Origin of the sequence: Pseudomonas kielensis, from assembly GCF_030505375.1 — a bacterium.
Lineage (GTDB): Bacteria > Pseudomonadota > Gammaproteobacteria > Pseudomonadales > Pseudomonadaceae > Aquipseudomonas > Aquipseudomonas kielensis.
In genome coordinates this window covers 5,400,351-5,417,880 of sequence record NZ_CP130043.1, presented here as the reverse complement: position 1 = coordinate 5,417,880, position 17,530 = coordinate 5,400,351, and the positions used below count along the sequence as shown (strand labels likewise).

Here is a 17,530-nt window from a genome sequence, read left to right as displayed (position 1 = left end):
GAATCCTCTGGCTGTTTTTATGCTGTAGAGAGGGGTACCCGTTCAGTCTGTCCAGAGCCGCCATCCACCGGCTCCAGCGTCTGTTGCTAGCCTGCCAGGCAGGCGGCGAAACCTTGGTTCAGCGCCGCCCGATCCAGGTCGCGGCCAATGAACACAATCTTGCTGGAGCGCGGTTCACTGCCCCACGGGGTCGATGCACGAAACTCCACCAGGCTGTGCACCCCTTGCAGGACATAACGCTGGTCCTGGTCCTGGACCGCCAGCACACCTTTCATGCGGTAGAGGGAGTCGGCCTGGTCATCGCGCAACTGGCTGATCCAGCGATGGAAGGCCAGCAGGTTGACCGCGCCGTTCACGGCAATGCCCACCGACGACACGCTGGGGTCGTGATCGTGGGCCAGTTCGTCATGCTCGTGGGCGTGCGCGTGTGGATCGGCGTGGTGGTCATGTTCGGCACCGATCTCCATGAGTTTCTGGGTGGCTTCAAAGGCACCGATGCCAAGGATCCTCGACAGGTCGATCTGTGCGTAGCTGCTGGTCACCAGCTCGGCGGTCGCATTGAGGCCGCGGATTTTGCCGCGCAGCGACTCGACTTCAGCCGGCGTCACCAGGTCGACCTTGTTGATGACGATGCGGTCGGCGCAGACGATCTGGTCCACGGCCTGATTGTCGACGCCGTCCAGTTGCAGGTCTTCCAGGTGCTGGGCGACGTGCTTGGCATCGACCATGGTGACAATGGCGTCGAGTTCCACTTCAGCGGCGATCGGGTCGTTGATGAAAAAACTCTGGGCCACCGGGTACGGGTCGGCCAGGCCGCTGGTCTCGATCAGAATGTGGTCCAGGCGCACCGGGCGTGCCACCAGTTCGCGGACGATGCGCACCAGGTCCTCGCGGACCTCGGCGGTGCAGCACACGCAGCCATTGACCATCTCGTAGATTTCTTCGGTTTCCGAGCTGAGCACCAGGTCGCCGTCGATCCCGACTTCGCCGAACTCGTTTTCGATCACGGCGATTTTGCGGCCGTGGTTTTCCTTGAGGATGTAGTTGAGCAGGGTGGTTTTTCCGGCGCCGAGAAAGCCGGTAAGGATGGTCACCGGAATCTTGCGGTTGGGCGTTGGTGCATTGAATGGACTGTTCATAGGAGCTCCTTGGGGGTCGCAAAAGGGCGGGCTGGATCTTGGCTGGCGGGGGTGGGTTCACCCCAGCGCAAGGCGGTGCCGGCATCGAGGCCAAACAGGTCGAGGACCCGGCCCAGGCTGTGGTCGATCATCTGTGAGAGGTTCTGCGGCCTGGCATAAAACGCCGGCACCGGGGGAGCGATGATCCCGCCCATCTCGGTCACGGCCGTCATGTTGCGCAGGTGCGCCAGGGTCAGCGGGGTCTCGCGGGCCATCAGCACCAGGGTGCGGCGCTCTTTCAAGGTGACATCGGCGGCGCGGCTGATCAGGCTCGAGGAGGTGCCCGTGGCAATTTCCGCCAGGGTGCGCATCGAACAGGGCGCGACCACCATGCCCAGGCAACGGAACGAGCCACTGGCGATCCCGGCCGCGACGTCGTCGCAGCGGTGGTAATGGCTGGCCAGGGCGCTGACGTCGGCCAGCTTGTAGTCGGTCTCATGGGCCATGGTCAGCAGTGCCGCGCGGCTGATCACCAGGTGGGTTTCGACCCGCAGTTCGGCGAGCAACTGCAGCAGGCGGACCCCATAGACAAACCCCGAGGCGCCGCTGATGCCCACCACCAGGCGTTGCGGGGTCATGAGTGCAGGCCCTGGAGCAGGTCCCGGGCACGGGCCTGGACCGCCTCGCTCAATTGCGCGCGAATGCCTTCGAACCCCGAGCCGCGGGTGGCGTCCAGGCCCATGCGCGAGGTGGTGCCGTTGACCGAGGAGGAAGGGTCGAGCGGGCTGCCGGGCAAGCCGTCGATGACGAACAGGTCCTGATGGGGCTGAAAGTGCGTGGCCAGGGCCCAGAGCACCTGGCTGTCGTCACTGATGTCGATGTCGCTGTCCACCGCAATCACGCTTTTAAGGTAGGGGTCCCAGCCCAGCAGGGCGAGCATGATCTGCCGGGCCTCGCCGTCGCGGCTCTGGTCCAGGGCCACGTAGCAATGGAAATGGGTGCCGGAGTTGGGGTAGTGCACGCCAGTCACCGCCGGGAAGCGTGCCTTGAGCTTTTCGCTCATCTCGGCTTCGCGGGGCAGGCGGGCCAGGGTCAGGTGTTCGGCGTAGCGCCCGCCGACCACATCCACCAGCCAGGCGTCCTTGCGCCGCATCAGGGTGTCGACCCGCAGCACGTTGTTGGTCGAGCGGTCCGAGGAGTAACCGCTGAACTCACCGAAGGGGCCTTCTTCGGCGTAGGCCGTGGGGTCGATGGCGCCTTCGAGGACGAATTCGGCGCAGGCCGGCACGCCGATGCCGTAGCGTGGCGTCTTGACCAGTTCCAGCGGGGCGCCGAACAGTCCGCCGGCCACCGCTCGCTCGTCGCTGCCAAACGGCAGGCGCGCGGCGGCGGCGAGCATGAACAGCGGATGGGCGCCGACCACCATGGCCACGGGCAACTCCTCGCCGCGCTCGCGGGCCGCTTGCAGCATGCGCCACAGGTGCCCGCGCGAATGCAGGCTGGTGGCCAGGGCCTGGCGGGCGTGCTTCATCGAGCGGTGGTAGCTCATGTTGGCGATACCGGTCACCGGGTCCTGGGCAATGATCACGGCGTTGGTGATGTAGGGCCCACGGTCGCTGTCGAAGTGCTTGAGCATGGGCAGCAGCGCCAGGTCGACGGCTTCGCCTTCGAAGATTTCATCGAGCACCGGGCCGGTTTCCAGGTAGCGCGGTGCGATGGGCTGGTTGGCGCGGGTCTGGAACGTTTCGTGCAGCTGCGCCGGGGTGACGCCGAACATCCGCGCGATACGGATGCGTGAGGCAAACAGGTTGGTCACCACCGGCACGCCCAGGGCGCCAACCTGCGAGCAGATCAGCAAGGGGTGGCGGCCCTGGACGGCCAGCGCGTCGACCAGGGCGGTGACGTCCTGGTCGGCCGACAGTGGTGCGTCGATGCTCAGCACATCGTCCGGGAACTGGCGGCGATAGGCGTCGATGAAATCGTGGAAATCCTGGGTCTGGCCAAGCGTGTAGAGGGACATGGTTTCACCTCATGGAGTCAATTCTGGTCACTCAATAAAACCTAAGCCAGGCACATTCCCTGTGGGAGCGAGTAGCTCGCTCCCACAGGGGGCGGCGTAGCTAGAGGTAGGTGGTGGTCAGGCGAATGTCCGCCTCGATCAGGTCCTTGGGTGGCGGCGTCGGTTCGATGCCGCACAGCCGGGCGATGTTGTTGCCCAGGTAGTCCTCCAGGTGATCCTCATCGATCCCCAGGCCCTGGGGCGCCGGGGAGCACAGGACTTCCAGTTCCCGCAACCACATGCCCGGTTCGTTGGGCGGCGAGTCGGTGCCGAACACGATCTTGTTGCGCGGCAGTTCCTTGGCGAACTCGACAATCCGCGACTGGAAGCACCAGCCCGATTCGCAGTAGACGTTGGGCGTGTCCATCGCCATCCAGAACGCCTCGAACGAGTAGTTGCCACCGGTCTGGATGCCGAAGTGACCGATGATGAAATTGACCATCGGGAACTCGCGGATGATCGGGTAGAACATGGTCGGGATGGTGTACGGCCCGTCGCCGGTGTGGATCAGCACCACGATGTTGTACTTGGCGCAGACTTTCATCGCCGGGCGCAGCCAGTCCAGGGCGCGGTCCGGACGGTAGCCGTGCATGTTGGCGTGCAGCTTGAGCATCTTGAAGCCGTACTCCTTGATGTGGAATTCCAGCTCGGCCGCACCGTTTTCCGGTCCCCAACGCGGGTTGAAGTTGAAGTTGCCGATGAACCGGTCCGGGTACTTCACGCACAGTTCGGCGATGTAGGACATGTAGTCGCGCACGCCTTCGCGGCCCCGGCGGTTGCCGTCGCGGTAGCCGGTGTTGCCCGGTGGCGGCTGGATAAAGCCCATGTCGATGCGGCGTGGCTTGCCGTTGATCATGTAGGGGCCGTCCATCAGCTTGAGCATGCGCTCGCCGGTGAAGGGCTCGCCGGTGTGGCGCCAGGCCTCGTCGACCAGGTTGGTGGGGTGCAGATGGGTGTCGATGATCATCGGTTCAGCTCCTGGCCGGTTGAGGGGTGACGGGGCGTTTGAGGTACGCCTCTGCTTCGCTGACGCTGCGCGGCGGGGGCGACGGTTGCAGGCCGATCATTCGTGCAGTGTTGTTGCCCAGGTAGTCTTCGAGGGTGTCCTCGTCCAGGTTCATGCCCTGGGGCGGTTCGTGGCACAGCACCTCCAGCAGGCGCAGCCACATGCCCGGCTCGTTTGGCGGGGTGTCGGTGCCGAACAGAATCTTGTGGGTCGGCAGGACCTTGGCGAACTCGACGATCCGCGACTGCAGGCACCAGCCCGACTCGCAGTACACGTTGGGCAGCTCCATCGCCCATTGCATCGGCTCGAACACGTAGACGCCGCCGGTCTGCACGCCGAAGTGGGCCATGATGAAATCGACGTTGGGGAATTCCTTGATCATCGGCACCCATTCGGACGGGATGCTGTAGGGGCCGTCGCCGGTGTGCAGCTTGACCGGGATGCCCAGCTCGGCGCATTTCTCGAAACACGGCCGCACCCAGTCCAACGCTCGGTCGGGCCGGTAGGCGTGCATGTTGGCCTGCATCTGGACCATCTTGAAGCCGTGCTGGGTGACGTAGCGCTCGATCGCCTCGACGCCGTTCTCCACCCCGCAGCGCGGGTTGTAGACGAAGCAGCCGATGAACCGGTCGGGGTAGGTCTGGACCATCTTCAGGGTGTACGCCATGTAGGCGTCGATGGATTCGCGCCCCGACAGGTCGCCGTCGGTCCAGGTGTAGATGGTGTTGCCCTGGGGCGGCTGGATGAAGGCTTTGTCGATGCGCCGGGGTTTGCCGTTGACCATATAGGGGCCATCCATCATCTCCAGCAGACGCTCGCCGGTGAAGGGGTCACCGTCGTGCCTCCAGGCGAGGTCCACCAGGTCGGTGGGATAGCAACTGATATCGATGATCATTGAAGTCGATCTCCTGATAGAGCGGGGAAGGGAACCTTGCGGTTCACAGCAGCCACGTCCCGGGCAATCGGCCGTTTCTATGCGCAACGGATCGCGCATTCCCTCGCCTGGTCGCATCCGGCTCGGGACGCTGTCTGCATGGCGGGAAGTATTGGAAGCAGGGGTTGGATCCGTACAATATTAATTGGACGAGGGGGTGATACCGGTTCGATATCGGGGCAATGGACGATCACGCCATGCCCCGTGGCGGCCCTTAGGCGAGGGTGTGGCTGGCGAGGGTTCTGATGACTTCCACCACCGGCGCCACTCGCTCGGCGTGGCCGTGGGGCCACACGGCGTAGAGGTTGTAGTGGGCCGGGATCCGGGCGCTGGTCAGCTCCACCAGGCGTCCGCTGCGCAAGGCGTCTGCCGCCAGCAAGCCGCGCACCAGGCCGGCACCCACCCCGGCCTCGGCCGCGGCAATCAGGTTGGCGGCGTTGTCGAAGATCACCCGCGCCCGGGGTTCGTTGGGCGCAAGGCCCGCGGCGTCCAGCCAGGGAATCCAGGAGCGGCGCGTGTAGCCCAGCAGCGGCAACTCCAGCACCTGCGCCGGGTCGATCGGCCCCTCGATGCCGTGGCGTGCGAGCAAGGACGGAGCCGCAACCGCGGTGACCCGGTCGCCGCAGATCTGGCTCATTTCACAATCTTCCCAATCGCCATAACCGTAGCGCAGTGCCAGGTCGACCCGTTCGAAGGCGCTACGGTCGGAGCGGGGCATCGACAGCAGCACCACCTCGGTGTCCGGCAAGGCTGCCAGCAGTTGGGGCAGGCGAGGATTGAGCCAGCTCTGGGCCAGTTCGCTGTCGACGTCCAGGGTCAGGCGTTGGCTGAGGCTGCGGTTCTTCACTGAAGACAAGGCCCGGTCGACCTGGGCCAGACCATCGGACAGCACGCTGGCAAACAGTTGGCCGGCGTCGGTGAGGGTGCTGCCGCCCCCTTCGCGGACAAACAGCGGCTGGCCGATGAACTCTTCCAGGGAGCGGATCTGCTGGCTGATGGCGCTGTGGGTGAGGTCAAGCTTGCGCGCCGCGCTGGAGAAACTGCCACACCGGGCGGCCTGGATGAAGGCACTCATGGACTGCACCGAGGGGTATCGCTTGTACATGCTGTTAGTCCTCCTTACACAGGGTGGCAGAAAACGTCGCTGGCCCGATTTGCCCGGGCCTACCAATAATCCGGCACCAGGCCCGCACAAAGACGGGCCGCTCTGCTGGAGCCTGACAATGATCGACATCACGGTAAACGGCGTACGTCACGAGCAGGTCGAGGCTGAACCCTCGATGCCCTTGTTATGGGTCTTGCGCGACCGCTTGCACCTCACGGGCAGCAAATTTGGCTGCGGCATGGGCCTGTGCGGTGCCTGCACCGTGCACCTGGATGGCGTCGCGGTGCGTGCCTGCCAGTTGCCGGTCGGCGCTGCCGTCGGGCACCAGATCACCACCATCGAAGGCTTGTCACCGACCCAGACCCATCCGCTGCAACTGGCCTGGGTGGCCGAAGATGTGCCGCAATGCGGCTACTGTCAATCCGGGCAGATCATGTCCGCGGCTGCCTTGCTCAATACCGGCGCGGCGGTGACCGATGATTCGATCCGCAATGCGATGTCCGGCAATCTCTGTCGTTGCGGCACCTACGGGCGTATCAACAAAGCCATCAAGCGCGCGGCTGCCGCGTCGAAGGAGGTCTGATGAACCTGGCGCGCCGCACATTCCTCAAACAGTCCGCGACCCTGGCCTCAGGGTTGGTCGTGGCGTTCTATCTGCCGCCCAGCCTGGCCGGCACCGACCCCAAGGCACCCGCCGCGGCCAGCGAGTTCGAACCCAACGCCTGGGTGCGGATCTTTGCCGACGGCACGGTCAAGCTGGTGGTGCACAAGCACGACTCTGGCACCGGCACCCACACCGCCCTGGCGGCCTGCGTGGCGGAAGAGCTGGATGTGAACCCGATGACCGTGCAGGTGATTTCCCCCGAAGACCCGTTCTTCGAGGCCTACATTCACCCGGTGTGGAAGGTGTTTTCCACCGGCGGTAGCACCAGCGTCTCCCTGGAGTACGATCGCCTGCGCCTGGCCGGGGCCACGGCGCGGGCCTTGCTGGTGGCGGCAGCGGCCCGGCAATGGCAAGTCAGCCCGGCCAGTTGCAGCACCGCCGAGGGTCGGGTGCTGCACGGCAACGGCCGACACAGCCTGGACTACGGCGAGCTGGTGGCGGTGGCCGCGCATTTGCCGATGCCCGAACACGTCAGTCTCAAGGACCCGAGTCAGTTCAAGTACATCGGCAAACTGCGGCACAAGCGCGACGCTGCGGCCAAGGTCTGCGGGGCGTTCCAGTACAGCCTCGACCTGCGCTTGCCGCAGATACTGGTGGCGCTGCTGCAACGCACCCCGGTAGTCGGTGCGCGGGTGCTGGATTTCGACGCCCGCGCGGCGCTGCAAGTGCCCGGGGTACGCAAGGTGTTGGCGATTCCCGGGCGCCCCGATGTGCTGGGGGGTAATCAGGAAAGTGTCGCGGTGCTGGCCGATGACTACTGGTCGGCGCAACAGGGCCGGGCGTTGCTCAAGGTGCAATGGAGCGATTCGCCCTTGGCGCAGTTTGCCAGCGACCAGCTCCCCGCAGCCCAGGCTGCGGCCATTGACGACCCCAAGGCGCTGCGGGTGCCGAGCCTGAGCGCAGGTGACGTGGCGGCCCAGTGGCCGTTGGCCAAGCAGTTGCTGGAAGCCGACTACGTCATGCCCTACAAGGTGCAGAACCCGCTGGAGCCGATCTGCATCACCGCCCACGTGGCAGACGGCGCGATCACCTGGTGGGGCGGGGTGCAGGTGCCGTCGTCGGCGCTGGAAGCGGCCCAGGTGGTGTGCAAGATCCCCAAGGACAAGGTGACCATCAATGAAAGGGTGTCCGGCGGTAGCTTTGGCGCGCGGGAATCCAAGTACTGGCTGTTCGAGGTGGCTTACCTGGCCCAGCAGGTCGGGGTCCCGGTAAAACTGATGAACAGCCGGGAAGACGAGATGCGGGCCCTGTTCGCCCATCCGGCGACCTTCCACCGCCTGAAGGGCGCGCTGGATGGGCAGGGCGCCTTGACCGCACTGCAGCTCCACGCGGTGTCCCCCGCATCGCCGGAGCAATGGGAGCCGGGCTACTTCGAGCGTGCCGATCACATGGACTACAGCACCACCGAAGCCATCACCGCCTGGGATTTTGCCTACCGTCCCGCTCACCTGGACCTGGCGTGGGTGCGCCACGAGAGCCAGGTGCCCAGTGGCTGGTACCGTTCGGTGAGCTTCATTCCCAACGTGTTTGCCGTGGAGAGCTTCATGGATGAACTGGCCCATGCGGCCGGCCGTGATCCGCTGCAGTTTCGCCTGGCCCACATGCACGACCGGCCGCGCCACGTCGCGGTTCTGCAGCAGGCCGCCGCCCGCGCCGGTTGGGGTCAGCCGCTGCCGCCCGGTACCGCGCTGGGGATCGCCACCAACCAGGGCTACACCAGCTTCATCGCAGTGGTGGCCCGGGTGGTGCAAGAGGAGGGCGCGATCAAGGTGCAGAAGCTGACCTGTGTGGTTGATTGCGGCCTGGCGGTGTCGCCGGGCGGGGTCGAGGAGCAGATCTATGGTGGCCTGATGTGGGGCCTTGGGCATGCTTTGTTCGACCGCATGGAGATGAAAAATGGCCAGGTACTGCAGAGCAACTTCCACGATTACCGGGTGCCGCGAATGTCGGACATGCCGCCCGTGGACATCCTGGTGCTCGACGGTGAGCCGTCCAAGCCCGGTGGCGTCGGCGAACTGGGCAGCCCGTCGGTGGCGCCAGCGATCGCCAACGCGCTGTTCAGCCTGACCGGGGTTCGCCAGCGCGCAACGCCGCTGGACCTGAGCAAACGGGGATAAGTCGCCATGGACCTGCGCCTGCTGCGTTACTTCATGGCCCTGGCCGAAGAGCTGCACTTCGGCCGCGCTGCCACGCGCCTGCACATCTGCCAGCCGCCCTTGAGCCAGCAGATTCGCCTGCTGGAGGAGGAACTGGGGACCCCGCTGTTCGAACGCAGTCACCATCGCGTCGAGCTGACGGCGGCCGGCAAAGTGCTCAAGCAGCAGGCGCCCCTGGTGTTCGAGCAGCTCAACCGCGCGCTGGACCTGACCCGCCAGACCGGACGGGGGCAGTTGGGCGAGCTGGAAATCGGCATGATCAGCTCGGTGATGGTCGGTGTGTTGCCGCGGGCCTTGAACCGCTTTCGCGAGCGCTACCCTGAGGTCACCTGGCGCCTGCACGAGATGACGCCCGCGGCGCAACTGACGGCGTTGAAGGAAAAACGCATCGACACCTGCGTCTTCCGGGTCGGCACCGATGACCCGGATTTGCGCAATGAACTGCTGATCTATGAACCGATCCGGGCGGTGCTGCCCATCGGTCATCCGCTGGCCGCGCGCGCCACGCTGGCGCCTGCGGACCTGGCCCTGGAGCCGTTTGTGGCGCTGGAACTGAAGCAGTCGCGTTTCGCTGATTTTCTCTACCAGTGTTGCATCAAGGCCGGGTTCACCCCACAGATCTGCCAGCAGGTGATCGAGGTGCAAACCTTGCTCAGCCTGGTACGCGCCGGGTTCGGCGTGGCGCTGCTGCCGGCCTCGATCGAGCAACTGGCGCCCGCCGGGGTGGTGTTCCGCAACCTGACCCCGGCTTTGCCGCAAGTCCCTTTGTATGCCACTTACCGCGCGGACGACAGCTCGCCGGTGCTCAAGCTGTTTCTCGATACCCTGCGCGAGTTGGTGGTGGAGGAGGGGCAAACCCAGCGTATTGATCCCGACACCCGAAATCACGGTGGGGGTATGTAGATCTGTGGGCAGCCAAAATCCCAGGTTTGGTGGGGGCATGCAAAATCTGCCAACACCCATCTAGCCTGTGGGAGCGGGCTTGCCCGCGATGAGCATAGGTATCTACATAACTGTGGTGCGACGTTGCATCGGTGGGCCGACCAGGATGTTGGATAAGTACCCGGTCGAATCCAACACCACGGACGGCCCAGAGGCCGCAATGGGAGCAAGCTCGCTCCCACAGGACCTGATGGGTGTATGCGAGATTTGCGGGCAGCCAAATCGGTGGTGCCTGACTACCGCCATCGCCAGCAGGGTTCTTTTGCGCACGAACGCCGTGCGTTGCGGTCGTACCTTTCACAGGGTATCGGCCCAGCGCAAACGGGGAGACGTAATGAGCCAGGATGTACTTGCCACTGAAACCAATCGCCGGCAGTTGCAGCAGATCATCGCCGGGCTGTCCGACGGGGTGATTCTGCTGGATGCGGACAAGACCGTGCTGTGGGCCAATGATGCGGCGCTGGCCATGCATGGGGTCGAGCGGATCAGCGACCTGGGGGCCAACGCCCGCGAGTATGCCCGGCGTTTCACCTTGCGCTATCGCAACAACCATCAGGTGCTGGTGAAAAACTATCCGATCAGCCGGGTCGCCAATGGCGAGACCTTCAGTGATGTGGTGGTCGAAGTCACGCCCAGCGCCGACCCGGAGCGCACTTGGGTGCACCGCATCCGCAGCATGATCCTCACCGATCAGCAGGGTGCGCCGGAGTCTCTGGTGCTGATCCTCAGCGATGCCACCGAATGGGCCAGCGCCGAGCAGCGCTTTGAAAAAACCTTCAATGCCAACCCGGCCCCGGCGGTGATCTGCCGCCTCAGCGACCTGCGCTACCTCAAGGTCAATCAGGGTTTCGTCGAAATGACCGGCTACCCACGCGAGCAGATCATCGGCCGCTCGTTGTACGAACTGGACGTGCTGGAAGACGCCGAACGCCGCGACCTGGCCATCGAGCGCCTGAGCCAGGGCATTACCGTTCCGCAGATGCAGGCCGACCTGCGTATGCCCGACGGCAGTCGCAAACTGGTGGTGGTCGCGGGGCAGCCGCTGGACCTCAACGAAGAACCGTGCATGCTGTTTTCCTTCGTCGACCTGGAACTGCGCCGCAAGGCCGAAACTGCGCTGCGCCAGAGCGAGGAGCGGTTCGCCAAGTCATTTCGCATGAGTCCGGTGCCGACCCTGATCTGCAGCGCTGAGAGTCTGCAGGTGGTGGACGTCAACGATGCCTTCCTCAGCAGCAGCGGTTACGCCAGTGAGGCGCTGTTGGGCAAGACCATCGAAGCACTTGGCTTCTTCGCCACCCGGGATGCCGCCAGCCAGCTGTTTGCCAATTTGAAGCGGGCCGGCAGTGTGGAAAGCATCGACCTGCAAGTGCGCAAGCAGGACGGTGCGCTGATCGACTGCGCGGTCTGGGCTGACACCGTGAGCATTCACGACCATCCGTGTTATCTGCTGGTGTTGATGGACATCACGGAACGCAAACGCACCGAGCTGGAGCTGATGATGGCGATCGAGGAGGTGATGCAGGACGCCTCCTGGTTCAGCCAGACCCTGATCGAAAAGCTGGCCAACGCCAAGAGTGCCCATCGCAGCCATCAGCCGAGCGTGGCGTTTACCGAACTGACCGCCCGCGAGCGCGACGTGCTGGGCTTGATCTGCGAAGGCCTGGCCGACAAAGAGATCGCCGCGCGCCTGGAACTGGCACCCAACACCGTGCGTAATCACGTGGCGACCCTGTACTCCAAACTCGCCGTGCACAGCCGCAGCGAGGCGATCGTCTGGGCCCGTGAACGCGGGCTGTTCGGCGGCGGGCGACGGTTGAAGAGCCCGAAATAAAGGTGCAAATGCACTAGTGGCGACAGTGCAAATTCAGCTTCTGCAACGGCTCGCCAATTCTTAGGCTGTCAGGGTGTGCATCGTCCATCGGACGTTTGCCGCTCCCTTTGCTCCCAGCCCTATGGATGCCTGCCGTGATGACCCAAGCGCAACTGCGCAGTTACATCGAACAAGCCTTGGCCCCGCTGGCCTGCGATTTCAGCATGGATGCCGATGGCTGCCTGACGCTGCGGGTGTTCGAAACGCAAGACGAGCGTGTGCACCTGGTGGTCACCGGGATCAAGCCCGGCCGCCTGACCAGCGCCGATGACCTGGCGCAAATGATCGAAGAGCTGCGTTATGAGCTGAGCGCTACCCGCCTGGGGCAGGCTGACAGCGCTTGAAGTGCACCCGCGGGCTGAACTATCTCACGTGCCCGCGGCTCTACTGATCAGGCCCTCTGCGGCCTGGATATGGAAAACAACCTTTCAACCCGACTCGCAGGCCACCTCATGCCTATTCTTTTGAGATCTGCTTTTGCCCCATTGCTGTTGCCATTGTGCGCGGTTGCCATGCTCAGTGGCTGCGCCAGCCCCCCACCGCCCCCTGTGGTGGTGCAAGCTCCGCCCGTCAAGACGTGCAACACCGCGCAAGATACCCAGGTGTTGGGTCAGGCCCGGGCGGAGGGTGAAGTGACCCGGGTCACCACCACCACCCGGTGCATCACTCAGTAGCCGGCAACAAACGCTGGCGGCAATCGAGTGTCAGGCGCGCACCGCCCCATTCGCTGACCCCGACGTCCAGGCTGAACCCGTGCAGGTGGACGATGGCGGCGACAATCGACAGGCCCAGGCCGAATCCACCGTTCTGGGCATTGTCGTCAACCCGGTAGAAGCGCTGGAACACGGCTGTGCGTTTGTCGGCGGGAATGCCGGGGCCGGAATCGAGCACTTCGATCCGGCAACTGCCGGCATGGTCGCTGGCCCGTACCTGCACCTGGCCACCGGCGGGGGTGAACTTGATCGAGTTGCTCAGCAGGTTGGACAAGGCCTCGAACAGCAGCGCCCGGTCGCCGGTCAGCGACGGCAGGCTGGACGGTGCCTGCAGGCTCAAGGTCAATTGGCCTTCTTCGGCCAGGGGCAGGTAGAAGTCGTGCAACTCCTGCAGCAGCGGTAGCGGGTCGAACAGCACAAAGCCGGAACGCCGCTGTTGATCCTCCAGCTCGGAAATCCGCAGCAGTGCGCGAAAGCGCGCCATCAAGGTGTCGGTCTCGGCAATCACCTGGTCCAGTTGCGCCGCCTCGCTCGAGCCTTCGGCGGCTTGCTGCTGGATCCGGTACAGCTGGGCGCGCAGCCGGGTGAGCGGGGTGCGCAGGTCGTGGGCGATGTTGTCACACACGCCTTTGACCTCGTTGACCAGGCGCTCGATGCGCTCGAGCATGGCGTTGACGATGGCCGCCAGCATATCCAGTTCGTCGCGGCGGCTGGACAGCGGCAGGCGGTGGTTGAGGTTGCCGGCGACGATGGCTTGCGCACTGGCCTGCAGGGCGTGAATCCGGCGCAGAGGTCGGCGGCGCAACAGGTACCAGCCGGCGATGCCGGGAATGATGGTCAGCGATACACCCCATAGCAGCGCATGCAGGATGATCCGGTTCACGGCAAACAGTGAGCCGTTGTCGCGCGCCAGCACCAGCCAGCGACCATCCAGGGTCGGGGTCGCCACGGCGTCGCAGCTGTCGGGGGGCAGGCCCGGGTCATGGGGGTCGGCGCAGTTGGCGAGTTCATGCACTTTGCCGTCCAGCGGCAGGCCCTCGGGGATCTGCTGGATCAGCCCGTGCAGAGGTCGGTGAAAGGCGTCGAACAGGCCGTAGGCATCAACGCCGCGTTGGTCGAAGGTGCTGCTGGCGATCAGGGCTTCATCCAGTTGCTCGCCGTGAAAGCGCGAGAACAGGTGCTGGCGTTGCATGATCGAGTGCCGGGACAGGTTGTCCAGGTAGTTCGACACCTCGTAGTACATCACGCCCATCAGCAGGCAGCTCCAGACCACGAACAGTGCGCTGTAGAGGGCCAGCAGGCGGCTGCTGGAGGAGCGCCAGCCCTTAGACGGGTTCAGCAATGACATAACCCGAGCCTCGCACGGTGCGGATCAGCGGCAGCACGCCCGGTGGGTCGACTTTTTTGCGCAGGCGGCCGATGTGCACGTCGATCAGGTTGGTGCCGGGGTCGAAGTGGTAACCCCAGACTTCCTCGAAGATCATCATGCGCGAGAGGATCTGCCCGCTGTTGCGCAGGAGGAATTCCAGCAGTTTGTATTCGGTGGGCAAAAGGATCAGCAGTTGCCCGGCGCGGGTGGCTTCGCGGCTGATCAGGTTGAGCTCCAGGTCGGCCACCTGCAGGGTGGTTTCCACGCTCTTGACGGTGTTCTGGCGGCGCAGCAGGACTTCGACCCGGGCGGCCATTTCATCGGTGGCGAAGGGTTTGGTCAGGTAGTCGTCCCCTCCGGCGCGCAGGCCGCGTACGCGTTCGTCGACATCGGACAGGGCGCTGATCATCAGGATCGGGGTGGACACGCCCATGGTGCGCAGGGTGGTGACGATGGCCAGGCCGTCGAGTTCGGGCAGCATGCGGTCCAGGGTGATCAGGTCGTAGTCGCCGCTGACCGCGCGGGCCAGGCCTTCGCGACCATTGGCTACCCAGTCTACGTCGAGGCCGTGGCTGCTCAGTTCGGCGACGATCTCCCGTGCGGTGACTGCGTCATCTTCAATGGTCAGGATTCGGGTCATGGGCTTGCCTGAGGATGGGTGAGTTACCTGGCGTAGTGTGCCAAGAAATGGGGGTTGGGTTGCTAAATTAAAGTTTATGTAGGGGCCGCCCTTACGGCGGGTCACTTTCGAAAAGCGCGAAAGTAAGAGCACGGCGACCTGCCGGCCGGCCTGCTTTTTCTGGGTGGAACATTTATGTGGGATACCTCTGTGGGAGCGAGCGCCCGCTTGCGGCTTGCTCGCGATGGCGATTTGCGCCACACCGTGGATCTCGGCAATCCCCCCGCCTGGGAGGCTCAAGATCAAGAGTGGCAGGCGAGCTGGCGCTTGGCCTGTTGAGGGGGCGGTAGTGGGCGTAGTGGGTTGTGCGTGGAACATTGATATCATCCGGCCATACTTTTCTCGGGAGCTTCATCGTGCGTGTTTTGTCTCGCCGTGGCTGGACGCCGTTTTTGTCTGTGTTGCTCCTCCTGGGGTTCTCGATGTCTTTCGCTTCGGCGGCGAATCAGCCGTGCTCCGGAAAAAAAGGTGGGATTGCCCGTTGTGACGGCGCGTTGTTTTTGTGCAACGACGGTTCCATCAGTGCGTCGAAAAAAAGCTGTTCGGCCACCTTCGGTCAGAAGGCCGGCAGTGCCGTGGCCCGCCTTTGTTGCGGGACTCGGGTGGGTGTCAGTGTGGCAGCGGGGCGTTTTGTACCGGGCCCAGGGGTGGGGTTTATTGTCTGACGCCCAGTGGCAACAAGAGCTACAAGCGTAAGTAGCGGCGGTGACGCTGACAGTGCATTAAGCCCGCTCCGCAGGGGGCGGTTGTTGCAAATTGCATGGGCGGCAAACCGCAGTAGTTTTCAACTGATTGAAATAGAACGGTTTATTCAAAGTTGGTCGCTGGCATGTTGGCTGCAATACCAGGTCTGAAGCGTTGCAACCGTCTTCCTCATGCCTGGAGCACTACAACAATGAATAGAACCTCTGATATGTATCCGGCCGATCTGCCAGCGTCGAGTGCGCTGTCGGGGGTGTCCTGGGCGGCGATTTTTGCCGGGGCCGCTGCGGCGGCTGCGCTGTCGCTGATTCTGGTGGTGCTGGGTTTTGGCCTCGGGTTTTCGGCGGTGTCGCCGTGGGCCGGGAGCGGGATCAGTGCCAAGGGCCTGGGGATCTCCACCATTGTCTGGCTGGCGTTCACCCAGATTGTCGCCTCGGGGCTCGGTGGCTACATCGCCGGACGGTTGCGGGTGAAGTGGTCGAACATGCATGGCGATGAGGTGTATTTTCGCGACACGGCCCATGGCTTTTTGGCTTGGGCGGTGGCGACCCTGGTGACTGCGACCCTGGTGGTCGGCTCGGTCAGCAGTATCGTCAGTGGTGGCGTGCAGGCCGGTGCCAGTGTGGCGGGTGGCGCGGCCAGTGCCATGACCCAGGCCGCGGGGACCGCTGCCAGCCAAGGTGGCGCGGATGATTACGGCTATTTCGTCGACACCCTGTTTCGCGATGATCGTCCGGCGGCGGTGAGCGACGATGCCGCCCATGCCACCGTGACGCGGATCTTCGTGCAGACCTTGAGCCACGACGGTCAACTGGCGGCGGAGGATCGCGCCTACCTGGCCCAACTGGTGGCCCAACGGACCAACCTGACCCAGGCCGATGCCGAGCGCCGTGTCGATGACGTCTTCGCCAAGGTGCGCAAGGCGGTCGACGATGCCAAGCTCGCAGCCAAACAAGCGGCGGACACGGCCAGTAAAGTGGCGGCCTGGACTGCGCTGTGGATGTTTGTCGCACTGTTGTGTGGTGCGTTTTTTGCGAGCCTCGCCGCTACCTTTGGCGGTCGCCGCCGGGATGCGGTGGTGTACCTGGAACCGGCCGGCTACATCCCGGTCACTGCGCCCAACGCCATTCGTTGATTGAAGGAGAACGACCATGCGCTCACTCTTGCTGTTTTTCCTAGGCGTGCCGATCCCGATCATTATCCTGATCGCCCTGTTCATGCATTGATCCTGCTACAGCGCTGAACCCACCGCGTCCGCCCCTGGCAGGCGCGGTTTTTTTGCGTCCGGTATCTGGCAAAGCCAGTCCTGTTTTTGGCCGATGCGGCGCCTACGGCTGCGGGCAGCGGCTTGGTATAGTTCGGGCCTTCATTTCTGTGCCAGCAAGGATTACTGCCATGCCCGAATATCAAGCCTTTCGCGTCGAACTGGCGGACAACATCGCCCATGTGCAGATCAACCGTCCGGAAAAGATCAACGCGATGAATGCCGCGTTCTGGACCGAGATCATCGAGATTTTCCAGTGGATCGAAGACACCGATGAGGTTCGTGCGGTGGTGATCAGCGGTGCCGGCAAGCATTTCTCCTCGGGGATCGACCTGATGATGCTGGCTGGGGTGGCTAACGAAATGGGCAAGGACGTGGGTCGCAACGCGCGTCTGCTGCGGCGCAAGATCCTGGCCTTGCAGGCCTCGTTCAATGCGGTCGACAACTGCCGCAAGCCGGTATTGGCGGCGATCCAGGGCTATTGCCTGGGCGGGGCCATCGACCTGATCAGCGCTTGCGACATGCGCTACGCGGCCGCCGATGCGCAATTCTCGATCAAGGAAATCGACATCGGCATGGCTGCCGACGTCGGCACCCTGCAACGCTTGCCGCGGATCATTGGTGACGGCATGCTGCGTGAACTGGCTTACACTGGACGCACCTTTGGCGCCGAGCAAGCGCGTGAGATTGGCCTGGTCAATCGGGTCTACCCGGACACCGAGAGCCTGCTGGACGGAGTCATGGGCATTGCCCGCGAGATCGCCGCCAAGTCGCCGATTGCCATCGCCGGCACCAAGGCCATGATCAGCTACATGCGTGATCACAGCATCAACGATGGCCTGGAATACATCGCCACCTGGAACGCCGCCATGCTGCAGTCCAACGATCTGCGCGTGGCCATGGCCGCCCATATGAGCAAACAGAAGCCCGAATTTCTGGATTGAGACCA

15 protein-coding genes and 1 pseudogene are annotated in these 17,530 nt (G+C 63.9%); 8 read left to right on the top strand and 8 right to left on the bottom strand.

The genetic code is table 11. The features are described from left to right. Positions 1–86: 86 nt before the first annotated feature. The 6 genes from Q1W70_RS25065 to Q1W70_RS25040 form a co-directional block, all read right to left on the bottom strand. Positions 87–1,139: a CobW family GTP-binding protein gene (locus Q1W70_RS25065; protein WP_185818024.1), complete on the bottom strand. Its 1,053-nt coding sequence runs from the start codon at positions 1,137–1,139 to the stop codon at positions 87–89. Then, entirely contained in the window at positions 1,136–1,756 is a 621-nt protein-coding gene (locus tag Q1W70_RS25060) for a UbiX family flavin prenyltransferase (RefSeq protein ID WP_166591716.1), read from the bottom strand. The genes Q1W70_RS25065 and Q1W70_RS25060 overlap by 4 nt, the downstream gene beginning before the upstream one ends. After that, positions 1,753–3,138 carry a UbiD family decarboxylase gene (locus Q1W70_RS25055; protein ID WP_166591717.1) on the bottom strand — a complete coding sequence of 462 codons (1,386 nt, stop codon included), beginning with the start codon at positions 3,136–3,138 and terminating at the stop codon, positions 1,753–1,755. The genes Q1W70_RS25060 and Q1W70_RS25055 overlap by 4 nt, the downstream gene beginning before the upstream one ends. A 100-nt stretch (positions 3,139–3,238) precedes the next feature. After that, on the bottom strand, positions 3,239–4,144 hold the full coding sequence (locus tag Q1W70_RS25050) for an amidohydrolase family protein (protein WP_129443729.1): 906 nt from the start codon (positions 4,142–4,144) through the stop codon (positions 3,239–3,241). Between the two features lie 4 nt (positions 4,145–4,148). Continuing rightward, complete coding sequence (locus Q1W70_RS25045) at positions 4,149–5,078, bottom strand: amidohydrolase family protein (protein WP_166591718.1); 930 nt, start codon at positions 5,076–5,078, stop codon at positions 4,149–4,151. 253 nt (positions 5,079–5,331) lie between these two features. Further along, a complete protein-coding gene (locus tag Q1W70_RS25040; protein WP_166591719.1) occupies positions 5,332–6,222 on the bottom strand; it encodes a LysR substrate-binding domain-containing protein in 891 nt (296 codons plus the stop codon). A 118-nt stretch (positions 6,223–6,340) separates the two neighbouring features. Here Q1W70_RS25040 and Q1W70_RS25035 point away from each other — a divergent pair, with 118 nt between their 5' ends. From Q1W70_RS25035 to Q1W70_RS25015, 5 genes are all read left to right on the top strand, one after another. After that, positions 6,341–6,805 carry a (2Fe-2S)-binding protein gene (locus tag Q1W70_RS25035; protein WP_302098257.1) on the top strand — a complete coding sequence of 155 codons (465 nt, stop codon included), beginning with the start codon at positions 6,341–6,343 and terminating at the stop codon, positions 6,803–6,805. Beyond that, the gene (locus Q1W70_RS25030) at positions 6,805–9,003 is read left to right on the top strand and encodes a xanthine dehydrogenase family protein molybdopterin-binding subunit (protein ID WP_302098255.1); all 2,199 of its coding nucleotides are present in this window, start codon (positions 6,805–6,807) and stop codon (positions 9,001–9,003) included. The genes Q1W70_RS25035 and Q1W70_RS25030 overlap by 1 nt, the downstream gene beginning before the upstream one ends. 6 nt (positions 9,004–9,009) lie before the next feature. Continuing rightward, positions 9,010–9,945, top strand: a complete 936-nt coding sequence (locus Q1W70_RS25025) for a LysR substrate-binding domain-containing protein (RefSeq protein ID WP_166591722.1) — start codon at positions 9,010–9,012, stop codon at positions 9,943–9,945. A 373-nt stretch (positions 9,946–10,318) separates the two neighbouring features. Further along, positions 10,319–11,815, top strand: a complete 1,497-nt coding sequence (locus tag Q1W70_RS25020; RefSeq protein ID WP_166591723.1) for a helix-turn-helix transcriptional regulator — start codon at positions 10,319–10,321, stop codon at positions 11,813–11,815. Positions 11,816–11,952: 137 nt separating this feature from the next. After that, complete coding sequence (locus Q1W70_RS25015; RefSeq protein ID WP_232534608.1) at positions 11,953–12,198, top strand: DUF1652 domain-containing protein; 246 nt, start codon at positions 11,953–11,955, stop codon at positions 12,196–12,198. A 319-nt stretch (positions 12,199–12,517) separates the two neighbouring features. Here Q1W70_RS25015 and Q1W70_RS25010 read toward each other — a convergent pair whose 3' ends face one another. Continuing rightward, positions 12,518–13,915, bottom strand: a complete 1,398-nt coding sequence (locus Q1W70_RS25010; RefSeq protein WP_166591725.1) for a sensor histidine kinase — start codon at positions 13,913–13,915, stop codon at positions 12,518–12,520. Further along, entirely contained in the window at positions 13,893–14,576 is a 684-nt protein-coding gene (locus tag Q1W70_RS25005; RefSeq protein WP_166591726.1) for a response regulator transcription factor, read from the bottom strand. The genes Q1W70_RS25010 and Q1W70_RS25005 overlap by 23 nt, the downstream gene beginning before the upstream one ends. A gap of 461 nt (positions 14,577–15,037) precedes the next feature. Here Q1W70_RS25005 and Q1W70_RS25000 point away from each other — a divergent pair. The 3 genes and pseudogenes from Q1W70_RS25000 to Q1W70_RS24990 all read left to right on the top strand — a co-directional run bounded on the left by Q1W70_RS25000 (position 15,038) and on the right by Q1W70_RS24990 (position 17,525). Then, positions 15,038–15,315: pseudogene (locus tag Q1W70_RS25000) on the top strand (YdcA family protein). Between the two features lie 195 nt (positions 15,316–15,510). Then, positions 15,511–16,452, top strand: a complete 942-nt coding sequence (locus Q1W70_RS24995) for a hypothetical protein (protein ID WP_182344518.1) — start codon at positions 15,511–15,513, stop codon at positions 16,450–16,452. A gap of 260 nt (positions 16,453–16,712) precedes the next feature. Then, entirely contained in the window at positions 16,713–17,525 is an 813-nt protein-coding gene (locus Q1W70_RS24990; protein WP_166591728.1) for a crotonase/enoyl-CoA hydratase family protein, read from the top strand. Positions 17,526–17,530 lie beyond the last annotated feature (5 nt).

What these genes read in the sequence shown, in the direction of transcription:
- Q1W70_RS25040 (WP_166591719.1), bottom strand. Translation starts at nt 6,222, where the DNA reads ATGTACAAGCGATACCCCTCGGTGCAGTCCATGAGTGCCTTCATCCAG.
- Q1W70_RS25045 (WP_166591718.1), bottom strand. Translation starts at nt 5,078, where the DNA reads ATGATCATCGATATCAGTTGCTATCCCACCGACCTGGTGGACCTCGCC.
- Q1W70_RS24995 (WP_182344518.1), top strand. Translation starts at nt 15,511, where the DNA reads ATGAATAGAACCTCTGATATGTATCCGGCCGATCTGCCAGCGTCGAGT.
- Q1W70_RS25005 (WP_166591726.1), bottom strand. Translation starts at nt 14,576, where the DNA reads ATGACCCGAATCCTGACCATTGAAGATGACGCAGTCACCGCACGGGAG.
- Q1W70_RS25030 (WP_302098255.1), top strand. Translation starts at nt 6,805, where the DNA reads ATGAACCTGGCGCGCCGCACATTCCTCAAACAGTCCGCGACCCTGGCC.
- Q1W70_RS25025 (WP_166591722.1), top strand. Translation starts at nt 9,010, where the DNA reads ATGGACCTGCGCCTGCTGCGTTACTTCATGGCCCTGGCCGAAGAGCTG.
- Q1W70_RS25065 (WP_185818024.1), bottom strand. Translation starts at nt 1,139, where the DNA reads ATGAACAGTCCATTCAATGCACCAACGCCCAACCGCAAGATTCCGGTG.
- Q1W70_RS25060 (WP_166591716.1), bottom strand. Translation starts at nt 1,756, where the DNA reads ATGACCCCGCAACGCCTGGTGGTGGGCATCAGCGGCGCCTCGGGGTTT.
- Q1W70_RS25050 (WP_129443729.1), bottom strand. Translation starts at nt 4,144, where the DNA reads ATGATCATCGACACCCATCTGCACCCCACCAACCTGGTCGACGAGGCC.
- Q1W70_RS25035 (WP_302098257.1), top strand. Translation starts at nt 6,341, where the DNA reads ATGATCGACATCACGGTAAACGGCGTACGTCACGAGCAGGTCGAGGCT.
- Q1W70_RS25010 (WP_166591725.1), bottom strand. Translation starts at nt 13,915, where the DNA reads ATGTCATTGCTGAACCCGTCTAAGGGCTGGCGCTCCTCCAGCAGCCGC.
- Q1W70_RS25015 (WP_232534608.1), top strand. Translation starts at nt 11,953, where the DNA reads ATGACCCAAGCGCAACTGCGCAGTTACATCGAACAAGCCTTGGCCCCG.
- Q1W70_RS24990 (WP_166591728.1), top strand. Translation starts at nt 16,713, where the DNA reads ATGCCCGAATATCAAGCCTTTCGCGTCGAACTGGCGGACAACATCGCC.
- Q1W70_RS25020 (WP_166591723.1), top strand. Translation starts at nt 10,319, where the DNA reads ATGAGCCAGGATGTACTTGCCACTGAAACCAATCGCCGGCAGTTGCAG.
- Q1W70_RS25055 (WP_166591717.1), bottom strand. Translation starts at nt 3,138, where the DNA reads ATGTCCCTCTACACGCTTGGCCAGACCCAGGATTTCCACGATTTCATC.